The 25,000-nt window shown below is 65.4% G+C and carries 32 protein-coding genes; 10 read left to right on the top strand and 22 right to left on the bottom strand.

Annotated elements, in window-relative coordinates; all coding sequences use genetic code 11:
• Positions 1-100: 100 nt before the first annotated feature.
• Complete coding sequence (locus ACOOFO_RS10620) at positions 101-661, top strand: Smr/MutS family protein (RefSeq protein WP_420426745.1); 561 nt, start codon at positions 101-103, stop codon at positions 659-661.
• Here ACOOFO_RS10620 and ispF read toward each other — a convergent pair.
• From ispF to mtnA, 8 genes are all read right to left on the bottom strand, one after another.
• A complete protein-coding gene (ispF, locus tag ACOOFO_RS10625) occupies positions 658-1,128 on the bottom strand; it encodes a 2-C-methyl-D-erythritol 2,4-cyclodiphosphate synthase (RefSeq protein ID WP_420429738.1) in 471 nt (156 codons plus the stop codon). The genes ACOOFO_RS10620 and ispF overlap by 4 nt on opposite strands.
• Positions 1,129-1,133: 5 nt before the next feature.
• Positions 1,134-1,865, bottom strand: coding sequence for a 2-C-methyl-D-erythritol 4-phosphate cytidylyltransferase (ispD, locus tag ACOOFO_RS10630; RefSeq protein WP_420426746.1), 732 nt, complete (start codon positions 1,863-1,865; stop codon positions 1,134-1,136).
• An 8-nt stretch (positions 1,866-1,873) separates the two neighbouring features.
• Positions 1,874-2,143 carry an FtsB family cell division protein gene (locus ACOOFO_RS10635; protein ID WP_420426747.1) on the bottom strand — a complete coding sequence of 90 codons (270 nt, stop codon included), beginning with the start codon at positions 2,141-2,143 and terminating at the stop codon, positions 1,874-1,876.
• A gap of 21 nt (positions 2,144-2,164) precedes the next feature.
• Positions 2,165-3,466, bottom strand: a complete 1,302-nt coding sequence (eno, locus tag ACOOFO_RS10640; RefSeq protein ID WP_420426748.1) for a phosphopyruvate hydratase — start codon at positions 3,464-3,466, stop codon at positions 2,165-2,167.
• Between the two features lie 109 nt (positions 3,467-3,575).
• A complete protein-coding gene (kdsA, locus tag ACOOFO_RS10645) occupies positions 3,576-4,409 on the bottom strand; it encodes a 3-deoxy-8-phosphooctulonate synthase (protein ID WP_420426749.1) in 834 nt (277 codons plus the stop codon).
• On the bottom strand, positions 4,406-6,103 hold the full coding sequence (locus ACOOFO_RS10650) for a CTP synthase (protein ID WP_420426750.1): 1,698 nt from the start codon (positions 6,101-6,103) through the stop codon (positions 4,406-4,408). Before ACOOFO_RS10650 ends, kdsA begins: the two co-directional genes overlap by 4 nt.
• 75 nt (positions 6,104-6,178) lie before the next feature.
• Positions 6,179-7,465 (bottom strand): Ig-like domain-containing protein, encoded by a 1,287-nt coding sequence (locus tag ACOOFO_RS10655; protein ID WP_420426751.1) that lies wholly within the window; start codon positions 7,463-7,465, stop codon positions 6,179-6,181.
• A 104-nt stretch (positions 7,466-7,569) separates the two neighbouring features.
• Complete coding sequence (mtnA, locus tag ACOOFO_RS10660; RefSeq protein WP_420426752.1) at positions 7,570-8,598, bottom strand: S-methyl-5-thioribose-1-phosphate isomerase; 1,029 nt, start codon at positions 8,596-8,598, stop codon at positions 7,570-7,572.
• A gap of 107 nt (positions 8,599-8,705) precedes the next feature.
• Here mtnA and ACOOFO_RS10665 point away from each other — a divergent pair, with 107 nt between their 5' ends.
• Genes ACOOFO_RS10665 through ACOOFO_RS10685 form a run of 5 tightly spaced genes read left to right on the top strand, consistent with a single transcriptional unit; the run spans position 8,706 to position 12,898 of the window.
• Positions 8,706-10,049, top strand: coding sequence for a TRZ/ATZ family hydrolase (locus ACOOFO_RS10665; RefSeq protein ID WP_420426753.1), 1,344 nt, complete (start codon positions 8,706-8,708; stop codon positions 10,047-10,049).
• On the top strand, positions 10,046-10,747 hold the full coding sequence (gene ubiG, locus ACOOFO_RS10670) for a bifunctional 2-polyprenyl-6-hydroxyphenol methylase/3-demethylubiquinol 3-O-methyltransferase UbiG (protein ID WP_420426754.1): 702 nt from the start codon (positions 10,046-10,048) through the stop codon (positions 10,745-10,747). The genes ACOOFO_RS10665 and ubiG overlap by 4 nt, the downstream gene beginning before the upstream one ends.
• On the top strand, positions 10,744-11,409 hold the full coding sequence (gene gph, locus ACOOFO_RS10675; protein ID WP_420426755.1) for a phosphoglycolate phosphatase: 666 nt from the start codon (positions 10,744-10,746) through the stop codon (positions 11,407-11,409). The genes ubiG and gph overlap by 4 nt, the downstream gene beginning before the upstream one ends.
• Positions 11,410-12,156 (top strand): EI24 domain-containing protein, encoded by a 747-nt coding sequence (locus ACOOFO_RS10680; protein ID WP_420426756.1) that lies wholly within the window; start codon positions 11,410-11,412, stop codon positions 12,154-12,156.
• Positions 12,140-12,898, top strand: a complete 759-nt coding sequence (locus ACOOFO_RS10685; RefSeq protein WP_420426757.1) for an SDR family NAD(P)-dependent oxidoreductase — start codon at positions 12,140-12,142, stop codon at positions 12,896-12,898. Before ACOOFO_RS10680 ends, ACOOFO_RS10685 begins: the two co-directional genes overlap by 17 nt.
• On the opposite strand, the gene ACOOFO_RS10690 is transcribed toward ACOOFO_RS10685, so the two are convergent.
• From ACOOFO_RS10690 to ACOOFO_RS10715, 6 genes are read right to left on the bottom strand one after another with little or no spacing between them, the layout of a single operon-like run.
• The gene (locus tag ACOOFO_RS10690) at positions 12,804-13,619 is read right to left on the bottom strand and encodes a pseudouridine synthase (RefSeq protein WP_420426758.1); all 816 of its coding nucleotides are present in this window, start codon (positions 13,617-13,619) and stop codon (positions 12,804-12,806) included. The two genes, ACOOFO_RS10685 and ACOOFO_RS10690, sit on opposite strands and share 95 nt — an antisense overlap.
• Positions 13,616-14,383 (bottom strand): SMC-Scp complex subunit ScpB, encoded by a 768-nt coding sequence (gene scpB, locus ACOOFO_RS10695; protein WP_420426759.1) that lies wholly within the window; start codon positions 14,381-14,383, stop codon positions 13,616-13,618. Before scpB ends, ACOOFO_RS10690 begins: the two co-directional genes overlap by 4 nt.
• Positions 14,380-15,240: a segregation and condensation protein A gene (locus ACOOFO_RS10700; RefSeq protein ID WP_420426760.1), complete on the bottom strand. Its 861-nt coding sequence runs from the start codon at positions 15,238-15,240 to the stop codon at positions 14,380-14,382. Before ACOOFO_RS10700 ends, scpB begins: the two co-directional genes overlap by 4 nt.
• Positions 15,237-16,253, bottom strand: coding sequence for a tryptophan--tRNA ligase (gene trpS, locus ACOOFO_RS10705; protein ID WP_420426761.1), 1,017 nt, complete (start codon positions 16,251-16,253; stop codon positions 15,237-15,239). The genes ACOOFO_RS10700 and trpS overlap by 4 nt, the downstream gene beginning before the upstream one ends.
• Complete coding sequence (locus ACOOFO_RS10710; protein ID WP_420426762.1) at positions 16,250-16,906, bottom strand: site-2 protease family protein; 657 nt, start codon at positions 16,904-16,906, stop codon at positions 16,250-16,252. The genes trpS and ACOOFO_RS10710 overlap by 4 nt, the downstream gene beginning before the upstream one ends.
• Positions 16,907-16,913: 7 nt before the next feature.
• Positions 16,914-17,543, bottom strand: coding sequence for an L-threonylcarbamoyladenylate synthase (locus tag ACOOFO_RS10715; protein WP_420426763.1), 630 nt, complete (start codon positions 17,541-17,543; stop codon positions 16,914-16,916).
• 103 nt (positions 17,544-17,646) lie between these two features.
• On the opposite strand from ACOOFO_RS10715, the gene ACOOFO_RS10720 reads away from it, so the two are divergent.
• From ACOOFO_RS10720 to ACOOFO_RS10730, 3 genes are read left to right on the top strand one after another with little or no spacing between them, the layout of a single operon-like run.
• A complete protein-coding gene (locus ACOOFO_RS10720; RefSeq protein WP_420426764.1) occupies positions 17,647-18,219 on the top strand; it encodes an inner membrane-spanning protein YciB in 573 nt (190 codons plus the stop codon).
• Complete coding sequence (locus tag ACOOFO_RS10725) at positions 18,216-18,530, top strand: YciI family protein (RefSeq protein WP_420426765.1); 315 nt, start codon at positions 18,216-18,218, stop codon at positions 18,528-18,530. The genes ACOOFO_RS10720 and ACOOFO_RS10725 overlap by 4 nt, the downstream gene beginning before the upstream one ends.
• Positions 18,527-18,826, top strand: a complete 300-nt coding sequence (locus ACOOFO_RS10730; RefSeq protein WP_420426766.1) for a BolA family protein — start codon at positions 18,527-18,529, stop codon at positions 18,824-18,826. The genes ACOOFO_RS10725 and ACOOFO_RS10730 overlap by 4 nt, the downstream gene beginning before the upstream one ends.
• 21 nt (positions 18,827-18,847) lie before the next feature.
• On the opposite strand, the gene ACOOFO_RS10735 is transcribed toward ACOOFO_RS10730, so the two are convergent.
• The 8 genes from ACOOFO_RS10735 to ACOOFO_RS10770 form a co-directional block, all read right to left on the bottom strand.
• Complete coding sequence (locus ACOOFO_RS10735; protein WP_420426767.1) at positions 18,848-19,369, bottom strand: cytochrome b; 522 nt, start codon at positions 19,367-19,369, stop codon at positions 18,848-18,850.
• A 386-nt stretch (positions 19,370-19,755) separates the two neighbouring features.
• A complete protein-coding gene (locus ACOOFO_RS10740) occupies positions 19,756-20,403 on the bottom strand; it encodes an OB-fold nucleic acid binding domain-containing protein (protein WP_420426768.1) in 648 nt (215 codons plus the stop codon).
• 126 nt (positions 20,404-20,529) lie between these two features.
• Positions 20,530-21,333: an amidohydrolase family protein gene (locus tag ACOOFO_RS10745; RefSeq protein WP_420429740.1), complete on the bottom strand. Its 804-nt coding sequence runs from the start codon at positions 21,331-21,333 to the stop codon at positions 20,530-20,532.
• An 11-nt stretch (positions 21,334-21,344) separates the two neighbouring features.
• Positions 21,345-21,545, bottom strand: a complete 201-nt coding sequence (locus ACOOFO_RS10750) for a hypothetical protein (protein ID WP_420426769.1) — start codon at positions 21,543-21,545, stop codon at positions 21,345-21,347.
• 154 nt (positions 21,546-21,699) lie between these two features.
• Positions 21,700-21,978, bottom strand: a complete 279-nt coding sequence (locus tag ACOOFO_RS10755) for a hypothetical protein (protein ID WP_420426770.1) — start codon at positions 21,976-21,978, stop codon at positions 21,700-21,702.
• A 33-nt stretch (positions 21,979-22,011) separates the two neighbouring features.
• The gene (locus ACOOFO_RS10760; RefSeq protein WP_420426771.1) at positions 22,012-22,635 is read right to left on the bottom strand and encodes a glutathione S-transferase family protein; all 624 of its coding nucleotides are present in this window, start codon (positions 22,633-22,635) and stop codon (positions 22,012-22,014) included.
• 98 nt (positions 22,636-22,733) lie between these two features.
• Positions 22,734-23,396: a class I SAM-dependent methyltransferase gene (locus ACOOFO_RS10765; protein WP_420426772.1), complete on the bottom strand. Its 663-nt coding sequence runs from the start codon at positions 23,394-23,396 to the stop codon at positions 22,734-22,736.
• 172 nt (positions 23,397-23,568) lie between these two features.
• Complete coding sequence (locus ACOOFO_RS10770; protein WP_420426773.1) at positions 23,569-24,177, bottom strand: outer membrane beta-barrel protein; 609 nt, start codon at positions 24,175-24,177, stop codon at positions 23,569-23,571.
• 210 nt (positions 24,178-24,387) lie between these two features.
• Here ACOOFO_RS10770 and ACOOFO_RS10775 point away from each other — a divergent pair, with 210 nt between their 5' ends.
• Complete coding sequence (locus ACOOFO_RS10775) at positions 24,388-24,957, top strand: DJ-1 family glyoxalase III (RefSeq protein WP_420426774.1); 570 nt, start codon at positions 24,388-24,390, stop codon at positions 24,955-24,957.
• The last annotated feature ends 43 nt before the right edge of the window (positions 24,958-25,000 follow it).

Here is a 25,000-nt window from a genome sequence, read left to right on the forward strand (position 1 = left end):
GAAGGATGTACCGTAGAGTCGACTGCGTTGAAGCTCGCCGGGCGCTTCGCCGGGCGCGAAATGCAGCCAGCCTCCATGGGCCCCGATTGTAGCGCGAGCCATGTCCAGAAAGCCGAATGTCCCTGCCGAATCCGCCGACGATGCAGACCTGCAGGCCTTCCGCGAGGCCATGCGCGATGTCGTACCGCACAGCCCGCAGCGCAGCGTGCGCGAATCCCCGAAGCTGGATGCGCGCCCCTACCAGCGGGAAGCCGACGAAGCCGAGGCGCTGCGCGAAAGCCTGGAGCATGTCCCCGACGATGTCCTGATCGCCTCGGGCGACATCCTCGAATACCGCGCCCCCGGTGTGAAGGAGTCCACCTACCGCCGCCTCCGGCGCGGGCAGTTCCACATTCACGACGAACTCGATCTGCACGGTCACACGGTGGCGGCTGCCAAAGCCGCCGTGCGCGATTTTCTGGCCGAGTGCCAGCAGCGCGATCAGCACTGCATCCGCATCATCCATGGCAAAGGGCTGCGCTCGGGCAACAACGGTCCGGTGCTGAAGCGCCATATCGATGGCTGGCTGCGCCGACGCCGGGACGTGCTCGCCTTCTCCTCCGCCAAGCGCGAGCAGGGCGGTGCCGGCGCGGTCGTGGTGCTCCTGAAGCGTCTCGACTAGGCAAACACCGTCACCACAGCGTGGGCGGCAAGCGCCCGCGTTTCGCCGATGGCATCGACGCCTTCGTGGGTGGTGGCCTTGACCGAGACCCGGTCCAGACCAATGCCGAGATCGTCGGCGATGCAGGCCCGCATTCGCGGAATGTGCGCCGCCAAGCGTGGGCGTTGCGCCACCACGGTGATGTCCACATTGCCCGGGGCATAGCCGGCATCGCGCACCAGTGCGCAGACATGGCGCAACAGGTCGCGGCTATCGGCGCCCGCCCAGCGTGCATCGGTATCCGGGAAGTGCTGGCCAATATCGCCCAGCGCAAGGGCACCCAGCAGCGCGTCACAGAGGGCGTGTAGCGCAACGTCGCCATCGGAATGGGCTTCGACCGCGTATTCGCAGGCGATGAAGACCCCGCCCACGTGGAGCCCCTCCCCCGCGCGCAGCCGGTGCAGATCAAAGCCCTGTCCGATACGGATATCCATCAGGAAGGGCTGGGCTGCTGCAGGAACCAGTCCGCCAGCAGCAGATCCTCGGGGGTGGTGATCTTGAGATTGCGCGCCTCACCCGGCACCAGTCGTGGCTGATGGCCGGCCCACTCCATGGCCTGCGCCTCGTCACTGCACAGGCGGGCCTGCGCTCTGGCGGTGCGCAGCGCGGCAGTCAACGTGCCCAGCGGGAAGACCTGAGGCGTCTGCGCGCACCACAAGGTGGTGCGGTCCAGGGTTTCTGCGCAGTGCAGTTCGGACGTCCCTTCGCCCGCGCGCTTGACCGTATCGGTCATCGGAAGGGCGAGCAGAGCGCCTTCGGCATGGTGGGCATGCGCAGACAAGCGCTGCAGCGCCGAAGTGCTCAGGCAGGGCCGTGCGGCGTCGTGCACATAGACTGGATCGCGCGCCATCGCACCCGCATCCGCCAGAGCCTCCAGGCCGCACAGCACGGAATCCATGCGTTCCTCACCGCCATCGACGCGCAGCAGACGCTCGGCATCCGCTGCATCCAGGTCGAGTTCAGGCATTGCCACGCCCGGCGCCAGTACCAGCGCCACGCGCCGGATGGCGTGCAGTCCGAGCAGTGCTGCCAGACTCCAGCGAAGGACGGGGTGGCCGCGCAGCGGACGGAACTGCTTGGCAGGACCTTCGCCCATGCGCCGCCCCTGCCCAGCAGCTACCACCACCGCCCAGGCCGGGGCCTCGTCCTGCGCTGCAGCAGTCACGCGATGGATTAGCCTTCGTTGACGACGAGGAAGAATTCCTCGCCTTCTCGCACCAGGCCCAGCTGACGCCGTGCCCTGGCCTCCAGTGCGTCGGCGTCCTCACCCTTGAGCGAGGCGATCTCGGCGCTCAGGGCGGCGTTCTCGGCCTGCGCCGCTTCGATCTCGGCGCGCAGCGTTTCGGCGCGGGTGTGCATGCGGTGGACGTCCGCCAGACTGCCCGGACCAACCCACAACCGGTATTGCAGGAATACCAGCAGGACCGCCAGGAGGATCGTCACCGCATGCTTCATAGGCGGATACTACCCCAGCGGAACCGGGAATGCCGAGACCCCGGGATACTGCGCCTGCTTGCCGAGCTCGCGCTCGATGCGCAGCAACTGGTTGTACTTGGCCATGCGGTCGGAGCGACACAGCGAACCGGTCTTGATCTGGGTGGCCACGGTGCCGACCGCGATATCGGCGATGGTGGCATCCTCGGTCTCGCCGGAGCGGTGCGATACCACCGAGGAATAGCCCGCCTGATTGGCCATATTGATCGCATCCAGCGTCTCGCTGAGCGTGCCGATCTGGTTGGGCTTGATCAGGATGCTGTTGGCCACACCCTGGTCGATACCCTCGGCCAGGATCTTGGTATTGGTCACGAAGAGGTCGTCACCGACCAGCTGCACGCGCTCACCGAGGCGCTCGGTCAGCAGACGCCAGCCGTCCCAATCGTCCTCGGCACAGCCGTCTTCAATGGAGATCACCGGATAAAGGTCGCACAGGTCCGCCAGATAGGCGGTGAAGCCGGCCGCGTCAAAACGCTTGCCCTCACCCTTGAGCTCGTACTGACCGTTCTTGTAGATCTCGCTGGAGGCCACATCCAGGCCCAGCCAGATATCACGGCCGGGCTTGTAACCGGCCGACTCAATGGCGGCAATCAGACATTCCAGCGCGTCACCATTGGAAGCAAGATCCGGCGCAAAGCCGCCCTCGTCGCCCACCGCGGTGTTCAGGCCGCGGCTGGACAGCACCTTCTTCAGAGCGTGGAAGGTCTCCGCGCCCCAGCGTAGGGCTTCCCGGAAGCTGGGTGCGCCCACCGGCAGAATCATGAATTCCTGGATGTCGACATTGTTGTCGGCGTGGGCTCCGCCGTTGATCACGTTCATCATCGGCACCGGCAGGCCAGTAGCCTGCAGACCGCCGATATGGCGATACAGCGAACGGCCCGACTCGCTGGCCGCGGCGTGGGCGGTGGCGAGGCTGACCGCCAGGATGGCGTTCGCGCCCAGGCGGTCCTTGTTCTCGCTGCCATCGAGGGCAATCATCGTGGCGTCGACCAGCAACTGGTCCTGCGCATCGAGACCAATCACGGCCTTGGCGATGTCGTTCTCTACATGCTTGACGGCTTTGGTCACGCCCTTGCCGAGGTAGCGGGTGTCCTTCTTCTTTCCACTGCTGCCGTCGCGCAGCTCCACGGCCTCGCGTACGCCGGTGGAAGCGCCACTGGGCGCACAGGCGCGTCCGCGCGCGCCGGAGGCCAGCGTGACTTCGGCCTCGACCGTCGGATTGCCGCGCGAATCGATGATTTCAAGGCCTTGAACGGCCACGATCTTGGACATTGCTTACTCCCTTGGCTACAAATGTGGACCGGCGCACTCGAGGCGCAGTCGCTTTTCAATCAATTTGTTGCACCGCTTATTTCAGATAGCACCTGAAATATTGGCGGCCTCAGCCGAGCTCTTGTTCCAGCAGAGGCGCGGCCTTCACCGCGCGATCCAGTGCCACCAGGGTCTCGAGCAACTGCGGCATCGCCGACAGCGGCAAGGAGTTGGGGCCGTCGCACAAGGCTTCATCCGGCTTCGGATGGGTCTCCATGAACAGCCCGGATACACCAGCGCCCACCGCCGCGCGCGCCAGCACGGGAATGTACTCGCGCTGCCCACCAGAGCTGCCGCCCTGCCCGCCCGGTAGCTGCACGCTGTGCGTGCAGTCGAAGACCACCGGCGCGAAGGCGCGCATTGCGGCCAGGCCGCGCATATCCGACACCAGGTTGTTGTAACCGAAGGAAAAGCCGCGCTCGCACAGCAGGAAGTTGTGTTCGGCCACGGCAGTCATCTTGTCGATGACCTTGCCCATCTCCCAGGGGCTCATGAACTGGCCCTTCTTGACGTTGATCGGCCGGCCGGTGCGCGCCACGCGCTGCATGAAATTGGTCTGGCGGCACAGGAAGGCAGGGGTCTGGATGACGTCGATGACCTCAGCTACGGCCTGCAAATCGGTATCTTCGTGCACATCGGTCAGCACCGGTACACCGACCTGCTCCTTGACCTTCTGCATGATGCGCAGGCCTTCTTCCATGCCGGGTCCGCGGTAGCTGGTATGCGAGGTGCGGTTGGCCTTGTCGAAGGAACCCTTGAAGATGTAGAGAATGCCGAGCTGCTCAGCGAGCGGCTTGATGGTCGACGCCACTTCCAGTGCGAGCGCTTCCGACTCCAGCGTGTCCGGCCCCGCGATCAGAAACAACGGCTGATCGATGCCGATTTCACGGCCGCAGAGCTTCATGCTGCCCCCTGCGCGCTGCTGGTGGCCGGTGCCGCCGCTCCGGCGTCCACCTGGTGCGACAGATGGTGCTCGCGCGCGGCGCGCACGAAACTGGAGAACAGAGGATGCCCCTCGCGCGGCGTCGACGAGAACTCGGGGTGGAACTGGCAACCAACGAACCAGGGGTGGTCGGGCAACTCGACGATCTCGGCCAGGTGGTCCTCCGGCGTTTCGCCGGAAATGCGCAGACCGCGCCCCTCGATGGTCTCGCGATAGTGATTGTTGAATTCGTAGCGGTGGCGGTGACGCTCTTCGATCATCTCAGCGTTATAGATCGCCCGCGCCCGCGAGCCCGCGCTCAGCCGAGCGCGCTGCGCGCCCAGGCGCATGGTGCCGCCCTTGTCGGAGGAATGGGTGCGACGCTGCACCTCTCCACCGGAATCGTGCCACTCGGTGACCAATCCAATCACCGGGTGCGAGGTATCTGGATCGATTTCCGTGGAATGCGCGCCCTCCAGACCGCAGACATGGCGCGCGAATTCGATGACCGCGACCTGCATACCCAGACAGATGCCGAGATACGGAATGCCATTCTCACGGGCGTACTGACAGGCCACGATCTTGCCTTCGATGCCGCGCTCGCCAAAGCCACCGGGCACAAGGATCGCATCCGCACCCTGCAGCACGCGATCGCCCTGGCGCACGATGGTCTCCGCCTCGATATAGCGGATACGCACCTTGCTGCCGGTGTGCCGGCCGGCGTGCTCCAGCGCCTCGTTGAGCGAGATGTAGGCGTCGGCAAGGTCGACGTACTTGCCTACCATCACCACCTCGATCTCCAGGTCCTGGGCATCGCGCGAGGTGACCACCCGATCCCACTGGCTGAGGTCGGTCTTGCGTGTCTGCAGGCCGAAGTGTTCCACGACCAGTTCGTCCAGTCCCTGCTGATGCAGCCAGGCCGGAATCTTGTAGATGTCGTCCAGATCGATGGCGGAAATGACGGAGCGTTCGGCCACATTGGTGAACAGCGCAATCTTGCGTCGCTCGCTATCCGGCAGCGGCCGGTCGCTGCGGCAGAGCAGTACATCGGGCTGGATACCGATAGTGCGCAGTTCCTTCACCGAGTGCTGCGTCGGCTTGGTCTTCATTTCGCCTGAAGACTTCACGTAAGGCAGCAGCGTCAGATGCATGTACATCGCGCGCTTGCTGCCGACACGGATGCCTAGCTGACGGATGGCCTCAAGAAACGGCAGTGATTCGATATCGCCGACCGTGCCGCCGATTTCGGCAATGCAGATGTCCGCACCCTCGCCACCGCGTTCAATGGCGAGCTGAATCTCGTCGGTGACATGCGGGATGACCTGCACGGTCGAGCCGAGGTAATCGCCGCGGCGCTCCTTGTCGAGCACGTTGCGGTAGATCTGGCCAGTGGTGACGTTGGACAGCCGGCTGGTCTTGCCGTGCAGGAAGCGCTCGTAGTGCCCGAGGTCGAGGTCGGTCTCGGCGCCATCGCGCGTGACAAAGACCTCGCCGTGCTGAAACGGGCTCATCGTGCCCGCATCCACATTCAGATACGGGTCCAGCTTGATGATCTGCACCTTGAGCCCGCGCGTTTCGAGCACCGCTGCCAGGGAAGCGGCCGCGATGCCCTTGCCCAGTGAGGAGACCACCCCACCGGTGACAAAGAGATAGTGCGGGCGGTTTTCGTCAGACATGGGGCGGCGCTCGGGAGACAGAACGGCCGCTATTGTAGCCGAGCCGTCCGCCCGAACCGACCTTTCGCGTACGACTTATTCCGGCGGCAGACTCACGGCGCAAGCGGTATGGACATTCAGTTCGGCCGCTGCGGAAAGCAGGCCCGCAGAGAAGTCCAAACGCAGGCCATTGGCCTCCGCACTCGCGGCCCCCAGCGCGGGCGTCGACAGCAGACGTACTTCCTCCGCACCAACCGCGCCGAGCAGCGACAGCTTGAGCGGCGCGCCGGCGTCGTCGCCGAAGCGCTCGCGTTCCAGACAGTTCTCGCCGTTGACGTCGCAGCTCACGGTAGCGACTTCCACCCCGGAGAGCAGTTCCAGGCTGAGCAGGCCGCTGTTGCGGCTGATCAGGAAGGCGGCAGGTTCGCCTACTGTCAGACCAGCCCCCTGCGGGTTGGAGACGATAACCGACTGCACCGACTGCGTCAGAAGACCCAATGGAATGCTGAGCCGCGCGAAGCTGCTGTCGTCGCCGTCTATGATGGCGCCCGGTTGCTCGACGTTGCATCCGATGCACAGATCCGAAGCCTCGGTCGTGACCTGCGCGCCAGGCGCGAGCAACTCCAGCCGGCAGACGTCGCTGCGCGGCAACACATTGAGCGTCGCCACAGCTTCGGAAGGAGACACCCCATCGGGACTCGCCAGCGCGCCCGTGATGGCGGTCTCGCCAGGCAGCAGCGCATCAAAGCGCTCGGGCCGTGTATCGTCGGCGTTGTCCGCCACGGTCGGCACACTGCTAGACCAATTGACGGCACGCGCATCCGTATCGAGTTCGCGCACATCGCCGTTGGAGAAGCGGCCGAAGATCTCGAACGGCACCACGCTGCCTTGCAGCGCCTGGTACCGATCATCGCTGCGACGGGCCACACCTTCCGGCTTGACGAATTCCACGGCTTCCAGCACCGCATCGGTGACGGTCACCGTCACGCTGTCGCTCTTGTCCTGGAAGCGGGCGCGAATGGACGCCTCACCTGAGGCGACCCCCGTAACAACACCCGCGTCGACCGTGGCAACGGCTTCGGCGAGGCTGCTCCAGGTTGCTCGCTCCGTCACATCCTCGCTGCTGCGCAGCTCGCCCTCTTCCGCGCCCTGCGTGCCGGGTGGCACCGTGCGTACGAAATCGGCAATGGCGCGGAGTTGAATCTGGGTACCGGCGGGTGTGCTCAACGGGCCGGTAGCCTCAATGCGCAGCGCTTCTAGCCGACTGGTCGGGACAATATCGGGGCTGCGCACGGAACCGTCGCCACAGGCCGTGACCAATACCGCCACACCGAGCGCAACCGCCGCGCTCCAGTCATGCACCCGCCATCCTTGCTTCCGCATGCCCTACTCCCCGTGCTCGTCGCAACTCGGCGCGTCATGCGCCCATTACATTGTTGAAAGCGGAGTATAGAACCCGCCGCGGCCCGCGGGAAGCGGCTTGTTGACTAGCCTGGGAGAGCTTCGTCGAGCAACCGCGACGCGCGATCGCCCTGTTTCGGCCGGGCGACACCGCGCTCGCAGACGATGGCATCGATCCGCGCCGCGGGCGTGACATCAAAAACCGGATTCCAGGCCGCGCAGCCCTCCGGCGCGACGCGATGCCCGGCCAGGGTGCAGAGCTCATCGCCGCTGCGCGATTCGATCGGGATGCGGCTGCCGTCGGGGCACTGCGCATCGATGGTGCCGCTGGGCGCCACCACCATGAAGCCGACCCCGTAAGCATGCGCGCATTCGGCCAAGGTGCGGGTGCCGATCTTGTTGGCGGTATCGCCATTGGCAGCAATGCGGTCCGCGCCCACGATGACCCAATCCACCTGACCTTCGGCCATCAGCTGCGCGCAGGCAGCATCGGCGATCATCGTCGCCGGAATCCCTTCGGACGCCAGTTCCCAGGCAGTGAGACGGGCGCCCTGCAACCAGGGCCGGGTTTCGGTGTGGTACACGGCCTGCAGGCGTCCCGCGCGCCAGGCGCTACGGATCACACCCAGCGCCGTGCCGTGGCCGCCAGTGGCCAATGCCCCGGTATTACAGTGGGTCAGCACCCGCGCACCCTCGCCGATCAGCCCGACCCCTTCCGTGGCCATGCGCAGGTTCTGCGCCAGATCCTCGGCGTGGATTGCCCGCGCCTCCTCGAGCAGACGCTCCGGCGAAGCCTGCGCGCCCAGACCCTGCATGCGCGTCAGCGCCCAATGCAGATTCACCGCCGTCGGACGCGATGCCGCCAGGCGCGCAGCCGCCGCCGCGCGATCCTCGCCCTGTAGCGCCGCCAGGGCCAAGCCGTAGGCAGCCGTGATGCCAATGGCGGGGGCGCCGCGCACCACCATGTCATGGATGGCCTGGGCGGCTGCCGGTGCATCCGGAATGTGTAGCCAGCGCTCCTCGAGCGGGAGCCGACGCTGATCCAGCAACTGCAGCGCCCCATCGACAAATCGAATGGCTTCAACACCGACGGTGCTGGCGGCAGGGTTGGGCATGGGGTGATCGGCAGACATACGTCCAAGGTCGAGTGAGGGCGCGCGCACATGTCACGCCACAAACCGGCATTCTACGCGCGGATTCAAGGGATTCGCTGGAACGCCCCATGCAACGCATCGATCTTCTCGTGCAACCCCGCTGGCTCATCCCGGTACAGCCCGAGGGGATGGTGCTCGAGGCCCACAGCCTGGCCGTGCGCGACGGGCGCATCGAAGCCATCCTCCCCAACGAGGAGGCTGCGCGCCTGTACAGCGCCGAGCAGACCATCACCCTGCCCGACCACGCCCTCCTGCCGGGGCTCATCAATGCGCATACCCACGCCGCGATGACGCTGATGCGCGGTCTGGCCGACGATCTGCCCCTGATGCAGTGGCTCAACCAGCACATCTGGCCGGCGGAGTCTGACGCGGTCAGCGATGACTATGTGAGCGACGGCATGCGGCTGGCCTGCGCCGAATTCATCCGCGGTGGCCAGACCTGCTTTGCCGACATGTATTTCTTTCCGGAGACCGGCGCAGCCGTGGTCGAGGAAGCCGGGCTGCGCGCCGCAATCGGTCTGATCCTGATCGATTTCCCCACCCCTTACGCCCAGGACGCGGACGACTACCTGCACAAGGCATTGGCGGTGCACGATCAGCTGCGCGGTCATCAGCGGCTGAAGCCGATGTTCGCACCCCACGGTCCCTACACCGTTTCCGACGCACCGCTGCGCAAGATGCGCGCCTATGCCAAGGAACTGGGCCTGGGCGTGCACATGCACGTGCATGAGACTGCCGATGAAATCCAGGGCGGACTGGCGACCACCGGGGAGCGTCCGCTGGCCCGCCTGGACGGCCTGGACCTGCTCGACAGCGACTTCATGGCGGTGCATATGACGCAGCTCACCGCCGAGGAGATCGACAAGGTGGCGCGCAACGGCGTGCACGTCGTGCACTGCCCACAATCCAACCTCAAGCTCGCCAGTGGCTTCTGTCCTGTTGCCCAGCTGATGGAGGCGGGCGTCAACGTTGCTCTTGGCACCGATGGCGCAGCCAGCAACAACGATCTCGACCTGCTCGATGAAATGCGCACCGCGGCAATGCTGGCCAAGGCGGTGGCAGGACGCCCCTCCGCGGTGGCGGCGGCGCGCGCCCTCAGCATGGCGACCATCAACGGCGCCCGCGCGCTAGGCATGGATGCGGAAATCGGCTCGCTGGAAGTGGGCAAGGCGGCGGATTTCATTGCCATCGACCTCTCCGATGTCAGCACGCAGCCGGTCTACGATCCGATCGCGCAGATCGTCTACTGCGCGTCGCGTCACCAGATCACCGATAATTTCGTTGCGGGCCAGCCGCTGATGCGCCAGCGCCAGCTGCTCAGCGTCGATGCCGAATCGGCCATCGCACGTGCCAACGCCTGGCAGCACCGCCTGCGCCCTTACGCCACCGAACGACACCCGAGAGCCTCATGAGCAACGCTGACGCCTCCGAACTGGGCCGCTTCGACGCCATTGCCGCCGAATGGTGGGACCCGCGTGGCCCGATGGCCGCACTGCACCAGATCAATCCGCTTCGGCTGCGCTATATCGCGCAGCGCGCCGGCGGCCTCGACGGGCTGCGCGTCCTGGACATCGGCTGCGGTGCCGGCATCCTGAGCGAAGCGCTGCAAGAATCCGGCGCCGACGTTACTGGTATCGACCTGGCCGAGGAAGCCATCGCGGCCGCGCGCAGCCATGCAACGGCCCAGGATCGCGACATCGAATACCAGACCATTAGTGCCGAAGCCCTGGCCGAAGAACGCCCGGGCCACTACGACCTCGTGTGCTGCCTGGAGATGCTCGAGCACGTCCCGGACCCGGAATCCATCGTGCGCGCCTGCGCCCAGCTCGTGCGGCCCGGCGGCGATCTGGTGTTCAGCACCATCAATCGCACGCCCAAGGCCTTTGCCTTGGCCATCGTCGCCGCCGAGCAGGTCCTCGGATTGATCCCGAAGGGCACACACGACTACGCCAAGCTAATCCGCCCCTCCGAACTCAGCGCGTGGATCCGGCAAGCAGGGCTCCAGCTCTGCGAAACGCGCGGCATGCACTACAACCCGCTGTTGAAGACCGCGCGCATGACCGATGATGTCTCGATCAACTACTTCATCCACGCCCGCGCGCCGCAATGAGCCCGCACTGCCTGCTCTTCGACCTGGACGGCACGCTGGCCGATACCGCCCCGGAACTGGCCGGCGCGATCAATGCCATGCGCATCGAGGATGGCCTGGAGGCACTACCTTTCAGCCAGCTGCGGCCGGTCTGCTCCCAGGGTGCGCGCGGCCTAGTGCTGCGCTCCTACGGCGTGGATGCCGACGATCACCGCTTTGCGGGCCTGCGTGCGCGCTTCCTGCAGCACTACGGCAACGGTTTCGTCGCGCGTTCGCAGCCCTTTGAAGGCGTCAGCGAATTGCTCGGCACGCTGGAGCAATCGGGTCTGCGCTGGGGCATCGTCACCAACAAGCCTCGCGCCTATGCCGAACCTCTGGTGGAAGCACTGGGCTGGGCCCAGCGCAGCGCGGTACTGATCGCCGGTGACGACGCCGCACAACCCAAGCCTGCCCCCGATCCGCTGCTGCTGGCCTGCGAGCGCATCGCGCTGGCGCCCGCAGACTGTCTCTATGTGGGCGATGACCCACGCGACATCACTGCCGCCCGCGCCGCGCGCATGCCCAATGTCGCGGTCTCCTGGGGCTATATCGAAGAAGCGCCCCCCATCACCGGCTGGGGCGCGGATCGCGTCTGCCACGCGCCCGCGGAGTTGCTCATCGACCCCATGCGCTCGGCAAGCTGAATGGGGGCTGCGCGTGATGCCCTCGACGCCCTGCGCGCTCCCCTGGTGGGCGCGCGGCTGCTGCTGACCGAACGCAGCCTCTGGGCGCCCGCCGCGTTGCCGGTCGTACTCGGGCTGATCTGGTCCGTGCTCTCGCTGAGCATGGCCGCGGCCACCGGAACGGCCGGATCGCTGCTGGTCATCATCATGGCCTTCACGCTGGCGGCGGCGCTGCTCGCCGGCATCGTCATCGTGCAACTGCTGCTGGCGCTGTGCGCCCCGTTGTTCGACTGGCTGTCCGAGCGCACCGAGCGCGTGCTCGGCGCACAACTGGATGACACCGGCGATGCGTGGACGACGCGCACTCTGCGCTCCATCGCCATTGGCTTTCGGCTCTTTGCCCTCAAGCTGCTTCTGCTGCTGGTAGTGCTGGTGGTCAGCTTCATGCCGCCGATCGGCACTGTGCTGAGCTGGGTGCTGATCGGCTTCACGCTGTCCGTGGATTTTCTCGATTACCCCATGACCCGACGTGGCTGGAGCAGTGCCCACAAGCGCGCCTGGCTGGGCCGGCACTGGGCCGCCGTGCTGAGTTTCTCGCTACTGGTCTATCTGCTGCTGATCCTGCCCGGCGCCGGCGGCCTGCTGCTTGCGCCCGCCATCATTGGCGGCACCTGGCTGGTCTGTACCCGCGACCGTACCCACTTTGCGACTGATGACACCTCCCACAAAGCCCATGACGCCCGCATCCTTGATGCCCCTTCCCGCTGAGGCGCTGCGCGACCGCGTCGTTCTCGTCACCGGCGCCGGCGCGGGCCTCGGCCGCGCCACCGCGCTGCGTTGTGCCCGTGCCGGCGCCACGGTGGTGCTGCTCGGCCGTACTATCAGCAAGCTGGAAGCCTGTTTCGACGCCATCACCGCGCTGCCGGGGGCGCCGGAGCCCGCGATCTATCCGATGGACCTTTCCGGCGCCAGCGACCGCGATATGCACGACTGCATCACGCGCGTGGTCGAGGAACTGGGCCGCCTGGACAGCCTGGTGCATGCCGCCGCGCATTGGCAGGACTTCCGCGCCATGAGCGATGTACCGTCCTCGGACTGGGCCAACACGCTGGCGGCGAATGTCACCGCACCCTGGGCGCTGACCCGCGCCGCCCTTCCCCACCTGCAGGCCGCGGAGGATGGCTGCGCCGTCTTCGTGGACTGTGACTGTGCGCATACGCCGGCCGCCTTTCATGGCGCCTTCGGCGTGAGCAAGGCGGCGTTGCGCGCCATGGTGGCGGGCTGGGCGCTGGAGAACCCCGGCATCCGCCTGCACACTTTCGATCCCGGGCCGATGCGCACCACCATGCGCCTGCTCGGCTATCCCGGCCATCCGGCGGAATCCTATCCGTTGCCGGAGGTACTGGCAGAAGTGCTCAGCGCCCTGCTGGCCCCCGACGCGGCCCACCGCGCGCAGGTCGCTTCGCAGGTGCACTGGGCGTCAGATCCACCGCCCGCATCAGCGCCTTGATCTCGTCAGCGGTGGCTTCGCGGTAGCTCGACGAGCGAATGCCGCGACCCAATGCAATCGGTCCATAGCCCACCCGGATCAGGCGCGCGACTTCGCAGTCCTGCGAAGCCCAGAGCCGCCGCACGAGGCGATTGCGCCCTTCATGCACGGTGACCTCGAACCACTGATTGCTGCTGCCGGTCTCGCCCGGCGGTGCGGCCACCGCGTGCAGACTATCGAAACGCGCAGGGCCATCGTCCAGCTCAACGCCGGCGCGCAGCCGTTCGCACATGGCTTCGTCGACCGGGCCGTGCACGCGCACGGCGTAATGCCGCGCCAGCTCGTATCGGGGATGCATGAGGCGGCTGGCCAGCTCGCCATGGTTGGTCAGTAGCAGCAGGCCCGAGGTGTTGATATCGAGGCGACCCACCGCAATCCAGCGCCCGGAGTCCAGCTTGGGCAACTTGCGGAAGACCGTGCGACGCCCCTCCGGGTCGGAGGCGGTGACCAACTCGCCAGCACGCTTTTTGTAGAGCAGCACGCGGACGGGCTCTGCCTTTGCATTGCGCGGCTTGCGGATCGCCCGCCCATCCACGCGCACCTGGTCATCGGGGCCCACCTGCGTGCCGGGCCGGGCGACTTCGCCATTGACCGTGACGCGGCCTTCGACAATCCACTGGTCGGCTTCGCGACGCGAGGCGATACCGGCCTCGGCCAATGCCTTCTGCAGTCGCTGCTTCAATGCGGGCCTCCGGAATCGGGCATGGGGGGCGCCACCGGTCGCTCCTGCGCATCCGGTGCGGGCTCGGTCTGCGCATCGGAATCGGCTTCGTCGCCGTCATCCTCGGCATTGGCCTGCGCCTGATCCAAGCGAATGCCGCGCTTCTCCGCCAGCCGTGCGAGTGCCGCCTCCAACTGCTCCGGGTCTTTGACTTCGGGAAGGGGCGGCAGCTCGTCCAGGGTCTTGAGCCCCAGGTCGTCGAGCAGCTGTGGCGTGGTCACCAGCAGGCTGGGTCGCCCGGGCACCTCGCGCACCCCGGCCTCGCGAATCCAGCCGCGGTCGATCAGCGTGCGCAGAATGTTGCTCGACACGGTCACGCCGCGGATGTCCTCGATATCCGAGCGCGTGACTGGCTGCCGATAGCAGATGATCGCCAGCGTCTCGAGCAGGGCACGCGACAGCTTGGGCGGCTTCTCCTGCCACAGTCGGTGCACCCACGGCGCATAGGCATCACGCACCGTGATCCGCCAGCCGCTGGCCACCTCGTCGAGCGCGACCGCGCGCCCCTCATAGCGCGTGGCCAGCCGCTCCAGCGCTGCGCGCAGCGTCTTGCGGTCGCCGGCACCATCGTCGCTCAGCAGGCGCTGCAAAGCGTCCAGCGACAGCGGTTGCTCGGAGGCGAGCAGCAAGGCTTCGAGGATGTTGTCCAGATCGCTGTCGGGTGTCGCCATGGCCACGGCGTCCTCTTCGGGCGTCGGGACGGAATCCGGCGTGTCGTCGCTCATGAAGGCTCCGTGGCGTGTTGGCTGTTGGCGGGCGGGCGCAGAAAGATGGGCGCAAAGGGCTTGTGCTGCTCGACGCTGATGAGCGCACTCTTGCAGAGTTCGAGCACGGCAATTGTGGAGACGACGACACCGTCACGCCCCTCGCTCGGGTCCAGCAGACTTTCAAAGCGCATGCGCTCGACACCGCGTAGCCGGTCCAGGATCAGCCCCATGCGCTCGCGAATCGACAGCGGCTCGTGCTTCACCTCATGCGCACCGCGCAATTCCGCCCGCGCCAGCGTGGCCTGCAAGGCCCCCAACAGGTCGCGCAGGGTCGGCACCGGCAGGGCCATGGCGGGCGGCTGCGCGGTAGGCCTTGCCTGGCCCGCCATGTGATCGCGCCCCATGCGCGGCAACTGGTCGATGGTCTCGGCCGCCGTCTTGAAGCGCTCGTACTCCTGCAGTCGCTGGATCAGCGCCATGCGGGGGTCTTCCTCTTCCTCCGGATCGTCCGGCGCCGGGCGTGGCAACAGGACGCGCGACTTGATTTCGGCCAGCCAGGCGGCCATTAGCAGATACTCGGCCGCCAGTTCGAGCCGCATGCGCTGCATGAGCGCGATGTACTCCATGTATTGGCGCGTCACCTGCAGGATGGGGATGTCGCGGATGTCGAGATTCTGACGGCGGATAAGATACAGCAGCAGATCGAGTGGGCCTTCGAAGGCTTCCAGAAAGACTTCCAGCGCATCCGGCGGAATGTAGAGATCATCCGGCAATTGCGCCAGCGGCTCACCGCGCACGCGCACGCGCGCTGCCGCCTCCCCAGGCGGGCCTGCCTCGCCGGCGGGATCAGCGGCTGCCGGCGTGTCGTCGATCATGCCGGGATGAAACCCAGTGCTTCATGAACGCGGTCCACCGTGATCTGAGCACGGCGTTGGGCGCGCTGCGCGCCATCGCGCAGGATGTCGCGCAGAGCCGCCTCGTCGTTGCGCCACTCGGCGTAGCGCTGTTGCACCGGCTCGAGTGTGGCGATCACCGCATCCGCCACCGCCTTCTTGAACTGGCCATAGCCGCCGCCGTCAAACTCGGCGCTGATCTGCTCGAAGCTCTGACCGGTACAGGCGGCCAGAATCGACATCAGATTGGAGACGCCCGGCTTGTTCTCCTGATCGAAGCGGATACTGCCCTCCATATCGGTGACCGCGCGCTTGATCTTGCGCTCGATGCGCTTGGGCTCGTCGAGCAGGTAGATGGCGTTGGTTTCGGCGTCCTCGGACTTCGACATCTTCGCCTCCGGGGTCTGCAGGCCCATGATGCGCGCGCCGATCGGGGGCGTCATGGTCTCGGGCACGACGAAGGTCTCGCCGTGCTCCCGGTTGAAGCGCTGCGCAATGGTGCGCGTCAGCTCCAGATGCTGGCGCTGATCATCGCCCACCGGCACCTTATGGGCACCGTAGAGCAGGATGTCAGCCGCCATCAGCACCGGATAGCAGAACAGACCGGCATTGACGTTATCGGCGTGCTTGGCCGACTTGTCCTTGAACTGGGTCATGCGGCTGAGCTCGCCGAACTGGGTGTAGCAGTTCAGAATCCAGGCCAGCTGCGAATGCGCCGGCACGTGCGACTGCACGAACAGCACATTGCGCTCCGGATTCAGGCCGCAGGCGAGGTACAGCGCGATGAACTCGTAGCAGCGCTCCAGCCGATCCGCCGGCGCCTGACGCACCGAGATCGAGTGCAGATCGACCAGCATGAAATGGGTGTCGTACTGCTCGTGCAGCGCCAGCCAGTTCTTGAGCGCGCCGAGGTAGTTGCCGATGGTCAGCTTGCCCGAGGGCTGAATGCCCGACAGCACGACCGGGCGTGCGTCTGTGGATACCGCGTCCGTCATGAAACGAGTCCCGTGAGGCCACGCACGACGCCGTCCACGGCGCCGTACAGCGGCCAGAGAATGAATCCAAGCACGCCGGTGAACAGCAGTGCCAACAGGATGATGAGGCCATAGGGTTCAATGCGATCCAGCAGCTGCGCCTGCTGTGGCGGCAGAAAGCCGCCCAGCACCCGCGAGCCATCCAGCGGGGGCAGCGGCAGCAGATTGAGCACCATGAGCAGGATATTGATGGCCATGCCCGCCAGCGCCATGTAGCGCAGGCCGGTGGCCATGCCACCCTCGGCACCACTCACCAGCAGCAGCTTGAGAAGGATGGCCCAGCCGATGGCCATGGCCAGATTGGCCAGCGGGCCGGCCACGGCCACCCACGCCATGCTGCGTCGGCCCTGCTTCAATCGCGCCGGGTTGACCGGCACCGGCTTGGCCCAGCCGAACAGAAAGCCCCCCATCGCCAGCAGCAGCCCCGGTACCAGGACCGTACCCACCGGATCGATATGGCGCAGCGGATTCAGCGACAGTCGACCGAGCTGGGCCGCGGTGCTGTCCCCCAGCGCGCGCGCCACGTAGCCGTGCGCCGCCTCGTGCAGGGTCACGGCGAGCAAGACCGGCAGTGCCCACACCGCAAGCTGCTGAACGAGGGTCAGGGATTCCATGGCGGGATTATACGATCCGCTCTTCCCACTCCGCCGCGCCCCTGCCGGGGCGAGCGATCAAGGGCAGCTCCCCGCTCCAGTCGATGACCGTGGTGGGCTCCACGCCGCAATCGCCGCCCTCCACCACCACATCGACCAGCTTGTCGAGCTGGTCTCGCACGTCGTCCGGATGCGACACCGGTTCATCGTCCGGCGGAAGGCCAAGGGTGCAGGAGGACATCGCATCGCCCAGCTGACCCAGCATCGCCTGCACGATGGGAGAATCGGGCACGCGCAAACCGATGGTCTTGCGCTTCTCGTGCTGCAGGCGGCGCGGTGCCTGCTTGGTGGCCTGCAACACGAAGGTGGTCGGACCGGGCGTGGTGGCCTTGAGCATGCGGTACTGGCGATTGTCGACGCGCGCGTAGTGCGCGATATCGGACAGGTCGCGGCACACCAGCGTGAACAGATGGTGCTTGTCGAATTGTCGGATCATGCGCAGACGGTCGGCCGCCGCCTTGTCGTCCAGATGGCAACCCAGGGCATAGCAGCTATCCGTCGGATAGACGATGACCGCGCCCTGGCGCAGGCGATCTACGACCCGCGCAATCAAGCGCGGCTGCGGGTTTTCCGGATGGATCGCAATGAATTCCGCCACAACCAAGCCCTCGAAAATGCCATGACCGCCCCCGGGCGGACGGCGCGCATACTACGCCGGTTGGTCATCGGCGGCTCAGGGTGTGAGCGCTATACTGGGACGCATGAAACAGCTTCTCGACCTGGTGCCCGCCGTTGCCTTCTTTCTCGGCTGGGTGCTTTACGACATCTATGTCGCCACCGCCGCGGTGATCGTGGCGCTGATCGGCGTCGTCATCGCCTACGGCGTCATCGAGCGGCGGCTGCACAAGATGCATGCCTTTGCCGCCGCCATCGCCACTGTCTTCGGCAGCCTGACCCTGGTGCTGCGCGACCCCGTCTTCATCCAGTTCAAGCCCTCCCTGGTCTACTGCTGCTTTGCGCTGCTGCTGGCCGGCAGCCACTTCGTTGGCGACAAGGTCCTCCTGCAACGTATTCCGCAGCACACGCTGGTCATGCCCGATGCCAACTGGCGCAAGCTGAATGCCGCCTGGGCGGTGTTCTTCCTCGCGATCGCGGCCCTTAACCTGTACCTGGTCTACTTCCAGACCGAAGCGGTCTGGGTGCACTTCCGCACCTGGGGCTATAGCGTGCTGACCATGCTCTTTCTCGCCAGCACCCTGCCCTTTCTCATTCGCTATCTCCAGGAAACCGCCGCCGAACACGAGCGCAGCACATCAGACGACTCGCAGTCATGAACCGGCAACTGCTCTACACCATCATCGGTCATGACGTTGCCGACTCCGGCGCCCTGCGCCAGAAGATCCGGCCGCAGCACCTCGAGCACCTGCGCCATCTGCAGGCTGAGGGCCGGCTGGTGGCCGCCGGCCCGCGTCCAGCAGTGGATGCGGTGGACCCGGACGCCGCCGGCTACGCGGGCAGCGTGGTCATCGCCGCCTTCGACAATATCGACGATGCCCGCGCCTGGGCGGATACGGACCCGTACATGACTGGTGGCGTCTTCGAACGCGTCGATGTCTTCCCCTTCGTCCGGGTGCTGCCGGAATGACGGATCATCCTGACAACCGTGCGCGCATCCAGCGCATGGAAGCGGCGCTGCATGCCGCCCTGCAGCCGGAAAGTCTGCAGATCGAGGACGAATCGCACCTGCACAAAGGGCACGCCGGTGCCCAATCCGGCCGCGGCCACTTCCGACTGCACATCACCGCGCATGCCTTCGAGGGCATGAATGCGCTGGCGCGCCACCGCGCCGTCTACGGCGCGCTGGGCAGCATGATGGAGACCGATATCCACGCCCTGTCCATCCAGGCGCGCACCCCCCATGAGGCGGCCGCCGCCGACTGAAGCGGCCGCGGCTGATATCGCCTACAGGCCGCTGGCGGAATCTCCGCGACCCCGTGCCAGGTAGTGCTTGAAGGCCCCCAGGATGTGCAGGGCCAGCAGCGTCGGCAGTACGTACAGGCCGGTCACGACGTGGATGGACTCGGCCGGCTCGTGCAGGAAGGAGAGCGATTCCAGCGGCAAGCCCACCTCGAACCAGCCAAAGACGTTGATCGGATAACCCGCCGTGAAGATGTAGAGCGGCCCGGTCAGCACCAACAGCACCAGCGCCAGCAGCATCAGCCGGTGCACCAGAGACGCCAGCCGGCTCTCCCAGTGGTGCTCGGTCTCAGGCGCCACAAAACCCTCCCGCAAACGCCAGAACACGCGCCAGAACACGAAGAAGAAGACGAAAAAGCCGATCGAAACATGCATCCACATGACGAAGCTTTCGGCATCGTCGTTGGGAGCGATGGTCGCAATCAGGCCAAGAACCAGCATGGCGGTCACCAGGATCAGGGTCAGCCAGTGATTGATCGTGCTGATGCCGGAATAGCGGGGCGTCATGACAGTGCTTCCTTCCTTAGTCAATTACCGAGGGCAGTCTCTAGTGTCGCGCGCCACTTACGGCCGCGCATCAGCCAAATGCCTGAGAGACCACGATAGCGCGGAGCGTATGACATAGGTCCGATGACGGCGACTGCGGGTGCTTCAAGCGCAGCAAGCCCGCCAGACCGGTTCACCCGATGCATCTATTCAACGCGCCCGGTGCGTGAGGAAACGGAAGGCGCCTGGGATCATGCCCATCCAGGGCCATAACGGCCCGAGGCGCATCGTCAGCGACGGCGCTCAGCACTTTCGTCAGTGTGCGCCGTCGGCACGATCAGCACATAGGTGCGCCGACGCCTCAGGCCGGAGTACTTTTCATGCGGGCCTCCGGCCACGCCCGCGGGTCAGTTCCCGGATGACTCCAGTGTCACGACCGAGTCCGCAATCATCTCGCTGCCCTGGAAGAAGTCATCATCGATGGCGCCTTCCACGGAGACCCGGTCCCCGACCTGGATCTGCTGAAAGCCCTCCTCGTCGAGGGGGTTGTACAGCATGTTGGTGGTATCGACCGTCAGCTCCATCTTGCCGGTATCGATGGTGAAGAAGCCCTGGACGCGGTTCACCGACTCCACCTTGCCGATATAGACCACCGCGCCCGGCTCATAGTCGGTGCGGATGGCCCAGCCACCGAACTCCTCCTCGTCGGTGGGGCTGGCATAGAAATAGCTGTTCAGGTCCTCGACGAAAATGCTGGCGGCATCAAGTGCGGCAGATTCGTACAGCCCTTTGTCGACCCGTCCGTAGACCGTCACCTTGTCGCCCTTTCCGAGTTCGAACTGCTTGTTATAGGTCTGCCAGTCGGCGACTCCTACCGTCATGGTGCCGTCGCCATAGTCCATCTTGAAGCGATCCTCCTTGACCGTGGTGACCGTCCCCGTGAGTCCCGCCCAGGTTCCAGCTTGCGCCGATTCGGGCTCCTGCAGCGCGATGGCGCTGCCGCTTGCGAGTGCGAAGGCGACGCTCCAAGCGGCCATTCGAGGCAGCCACGTCATGATCGACCTCCTTCTTGTGCTTGTTGGTTCCTGCCGCTACAGATGCATGGACCTGTCCACGGCCTGTCCTCCAGCGATAGTGGCAGGACGCACGAGTTCCTGCGTGCAGGCCTCCGGCACGTCGTGTCAGACAGCGCCCGAGAGACCGAAAACAGCTTCGGCATTGCCGCGCAGCACGCGCGCCGCGTCCGCCTCGGACAGCGCCAGGTCTTCCCAGCCTTCCAGACAGTCCGCAGGACTCAGCATGGGATAGTTGGAGCCGAACAGCACCTTGCGCGCCCCACCATCGCGCAGGAAGGACACGAAATCCGGCGGCAATCGCTTCATCTTGTAGGCCGAGGTATCGAGATAAACGTTCGGGAACTTGTGGGCCAGGGAAATGACCTCCTGCGTCCAGGGTGCGCCAACATGCCCGCCAACGATGGTCAGTTCCGGGAAATCCAGCGCCACGTGCTCTAGATGCGGGATGGGTCGGCCGGGCTCCGAACTGAGCAAGGGACCGGTATGGCCTACCTGGGTACAGAAGGGCACCCCCAGGGCTACACATTCCGCATACAGCGGGTAGTAGCGTCGATCGTCCGGCGGCAGCCCCCAGAGCCAGGGCACGATGCGCAGACCACTGAAGCCCAGCTCGGTAACACAGCGACGCAATTCCCGCACCGCCTGCATCGGTCGATAAAGATCCACACTGGCCAGTCCGATGAAGCGGTCGGGGTGGGCCGCCAGACACTGCGCCACTTCCTCGTTGCTGATCAGCGCGCCCTGTGGACCGTGCCATGCGGAAAGAACGCCGGTCTGAACACCGGCGGCATCCATCGCCGCCACGGTATCGTCCAGCGTGGGGACCCGGAAGCCGTCTTCCTGTCGGGTCCAGCGCTGGAGCGAAGCGAGCCACGGCTGCGCCAGGAAATGGGCATTCGGATGCTGCATCCAGGCGTCAATCACGGGCCTTGCCTCCCGCGCCGAGACGGCGCGAGCCACATCCAGAGCCCCGAAAGGGCAAGTCCTGGGAACACCACCGCCTGGTTCAGCAACGCAAACCAGGCGACATCGCTCCACGGGGGATAGAGATAGGTTCCGATCAGCGCGGCGCCCACCAAATGCACTGTGCGCAGCGCCGTTCGCTGGCTTCGTGGCTGCATGTCATCCTCCCGGTATCGACCGACAAGCTCCGAAACATGCGTGTGCGAGTGCGTCATACCGCATGGTGCGTCAAAGCAAGACTCAACGAAAACGATGTGGCTTCCGGCTATTGCCCGGCGAGCCCGTCATGCAGCACCGCACCGCGAAGCCTGGTTAGCGATTGCCCCATAGGCGCGCCACGGCCCGATCCGTGCCCAGCAAGCCTACGACGGTGCAGGTTGCGGACAGGGTCAGGAAGACCACGGTAGCGAGCAGGCCTGCCGTGAGGCCGGCCGACAACGAAAAGTAGGCGGAGACCGCCGAAAGCAGAAGGAAGAGTCCTGCAACCACCAGCAGAATCGTGCGATGCATCGGTTGATAGCGGAAATCGCCATTCCCCTCCTCCAAGGGCCGGAGAACGGGAGCGAAGATCTGGCGGAACTGGGCTTTCATTGGCGGCTGGACCGACTGGGGTGATGGTTGGGCTCAAGCGGCAAAAGCCACCTCGGCGGCAGGGCGACTGCCGACACGCTGGAACCAGTCCGCAAGATGGCGCTGCTCATCGGCAATCCGAAACCCGGCGGCGCGGAAGAAACGGATACTGCACCAGGCGGTGATATCCGCGATGGTGAATTGTTCTCCAGCGATGTATTCACGCTCGCCCAATTCCTTGTCCAAGCGCTTGAGGCGGCGTTCGGCAACGGCCCGCTGCTTCTCACCATACTCGGGCACCTGATCTTCCAGCGCCTTCATCGCGGGATGCGTATGGCGGAAGGTCATCGCCATCGGCAGCATCAATTCCAGCTCCATCATCCGATCGAACATCTCGATCCGGGCGCGCTCCAAAGGCGTGCTTCCCATGAGCGGGGGATCGGGCTGGAGCGCCTCTTCGATATAGCGTGCGATGGCGGTGGTTTCGCACAACACGGTCCCGTCGTCCAGTTGCAGGGCCGGCACACGGCCATTGGGCACCGTGGCGCGGTATTCACTGGTGCGATGCTCGCCCTCCATGAGATTGACCACCTCGCGCTCGATCTCGATGCCTTTCTCGGCGAGAAAAAAATGCACCCGTGCGGGGCTGATCGCCTTCGGGGTCGTCAACAGTTTCATGCGGCAGTCTCCCTGATTGGTTGTTGTAGGCGCCGGACCTCGCTTCGGCGTCGGCGCGCAGGATAGCGTGGCACGCGTTGGCCCCGAGTGACAGCAGGCTAACGCTTGCGAGCAAGACTCAGGCCATCGCCTATCGGCACCATGCTGATGTCCACGCGGGTGTCGGCGTGCAAGGCCGCATTGAAGGCCCGAATAGCTTCGGTGGCGGTATCGGTCGTGGCGGGATCGACCACGCGTCCATCCCAGAGCGTGTTGTCGATGGCGATCAAACCGCCGGCGCGCACCAACTGGAGACAGGACTCGTAGTAGTGGGCGTAACCGGCCTTATCTGCGTCGATGAAGGCAAAGTCGAAACGACCGCCCTGCCCTTCGTCCAGCAACGCCGCCAGACTGTCCGCTGCGGTACCCAGCTTGAGAACAATGCGTTGCTGCATGCCTGCCTGCTGCCAGTATCGGGATGCGATACGCGTCCATTCCTCGCTGCAGTCACAGGTCACCACTTCCCCGTCGGCGGGCAAGACCTGCGCCATTGCAAGTGCGCTGTAGCCGGTGAAGGTGCCGACTTCCAGGCAGCGACGCGCGCCCATCAGCCGCAGCAGAAGCTGCATGAACTGCCCCTGTTCGGGGCTGATTTGCATGTTGCGCTCAGGCAGCGACGCGGTTTCTTCCCGTAGCGCCTGCAGCACAGCGTCCTCGCGCAGGGAATGCGCGAGAAGGTAGGCGTGCAGCGCCTCCGTCATCTGAATGCTTCGATTGGTCATCCCGGCTCCCGGTTGCATGATTGCGTTCGCGATCGCAATGCATTGTGCCCTTGTCACGGCGCGCCACCTCTGCCGCCTTCATGGCTGTGACAGCGCCCAACAAAAAGGCCCGGCGGAACACCGGGCCTTTGTGATGCCACATCGCCGGCCCTCGGGCCGGCGCGCTCCTGCTTTAGAAGTGGAAACCTGCACCCACGCGGATGTCGTCAAAGTCCACATCCGTGTCGTCATCCTCGAAACGGCTCATGCGATAGTCCGCGAAGATCGAGACGTTCGGGCTGGCCATGAAGCGCCCGCCAACCAGGAATTCCGGGCCGTCGGTGTCGTCAATCGACAGATAGCCGATGCTGCCGTGCACCGAGAAGCGCGGCGTTAGCATTGCCTCGAGTCCACCGTGCACGCCAAAGCCGGTCTCGTCATCCGACTCGCCAAATGGGGTGTCAAGCTCGACACGAACCAGTTCAGCGCGCGCATTCCACTGCACATCCGGGCCCAGCGGGGCGAAGAAGCCCACGCCACCGCGCAGTTGGTCGAATTCCAGTTCGGAGTCGTCGTACTCGACGGCCTGGTATTCGCCGGTCAGGAAGAGCTGGTCCGCAAACTGGGCACGGCCTTTCACGCCAAAACCATCGCCATCGTCGTCACCGCCACCAAGCTCGATTTCGGCGCTCGGGATGTAATAGCCATCGATATGGCCAATGGAATCCGTCGCAGCGAAAGCCGGGGCGGATGCGAGGCTAGCGCCAAGAATGGCGATGGCCGAGGTCATGGATCCCTTCATGTGTACTCCTTATCTACGTTGTGTGTGCACCTGCAGCGTGCAGGATGCACTATGTTGGCGCAGAAATGTGAATTGATGGTGAATAGAGTCACGTATCCTTGCTTGGCGCTGTTGCCTCCGGTGGACGCCACCCCTGCACCTCTCCTACCGTGCGCGTGTTCGTCCCGCTCATGCGGAAAGCGCCGATCACTACCCGGACAAGGAGGTGTCATGCCCCACGCACTCGTACTGATTGCCGATGGCTCGGAGGAAACCGAAGCGGTCACCACCATCGACGTACTGCGTCGGTCCGAGGTCTCGGTGACGGTCGCCGGGCTCGACGGCCTCGAGATCGAGGCGTCACGCGGCGTCCGGCTCAGGGCAGATGCCTGTCTGGATGACGTGTTGGGACGCGATTACGATCTTGTCGTACTACCCGGTGGCAAGCAGGGAGCCGAGCGGCTGCGCGATGACCCGCGTGTTGTGGAGCTACTACGCCGACAGCACGCGGCCGGTCGGCGTATCGGCGCGATCTGCGCGGCCCCCATTGCGCTCGTTGCCGCGGGCATCCTGCAAGGGCGTCAAGCCACCAGCTATCCGGGCTTCCTGCAGCACGGTGAAGCCGAACTCCGCGAGGAGGCCGTGGTGGTGGACGGTGTCATCACCACCTCGCGCGGACCCGCCACGGCCATGGCTTTCGCCCTCGCACTGGTCGAGCAACTGTGCGGGCGCGCAGCGCGCGATGAGAATGCCGAGCGACTGCTCTACACCCAGACTGTCCAGACTGCCGCCACAGGCTGATCCACCGACACAGCCCCTTCCGACGCTGGCAGGCGGCGCACAG

Source organism: Algiphilus sp. (assembly GCF_965216485.1).
GTDB lineage: Bacteria > Pseudomonadota > Gammaproteobacteria > Nevskiales > Nevskiaceae > Algiphilus.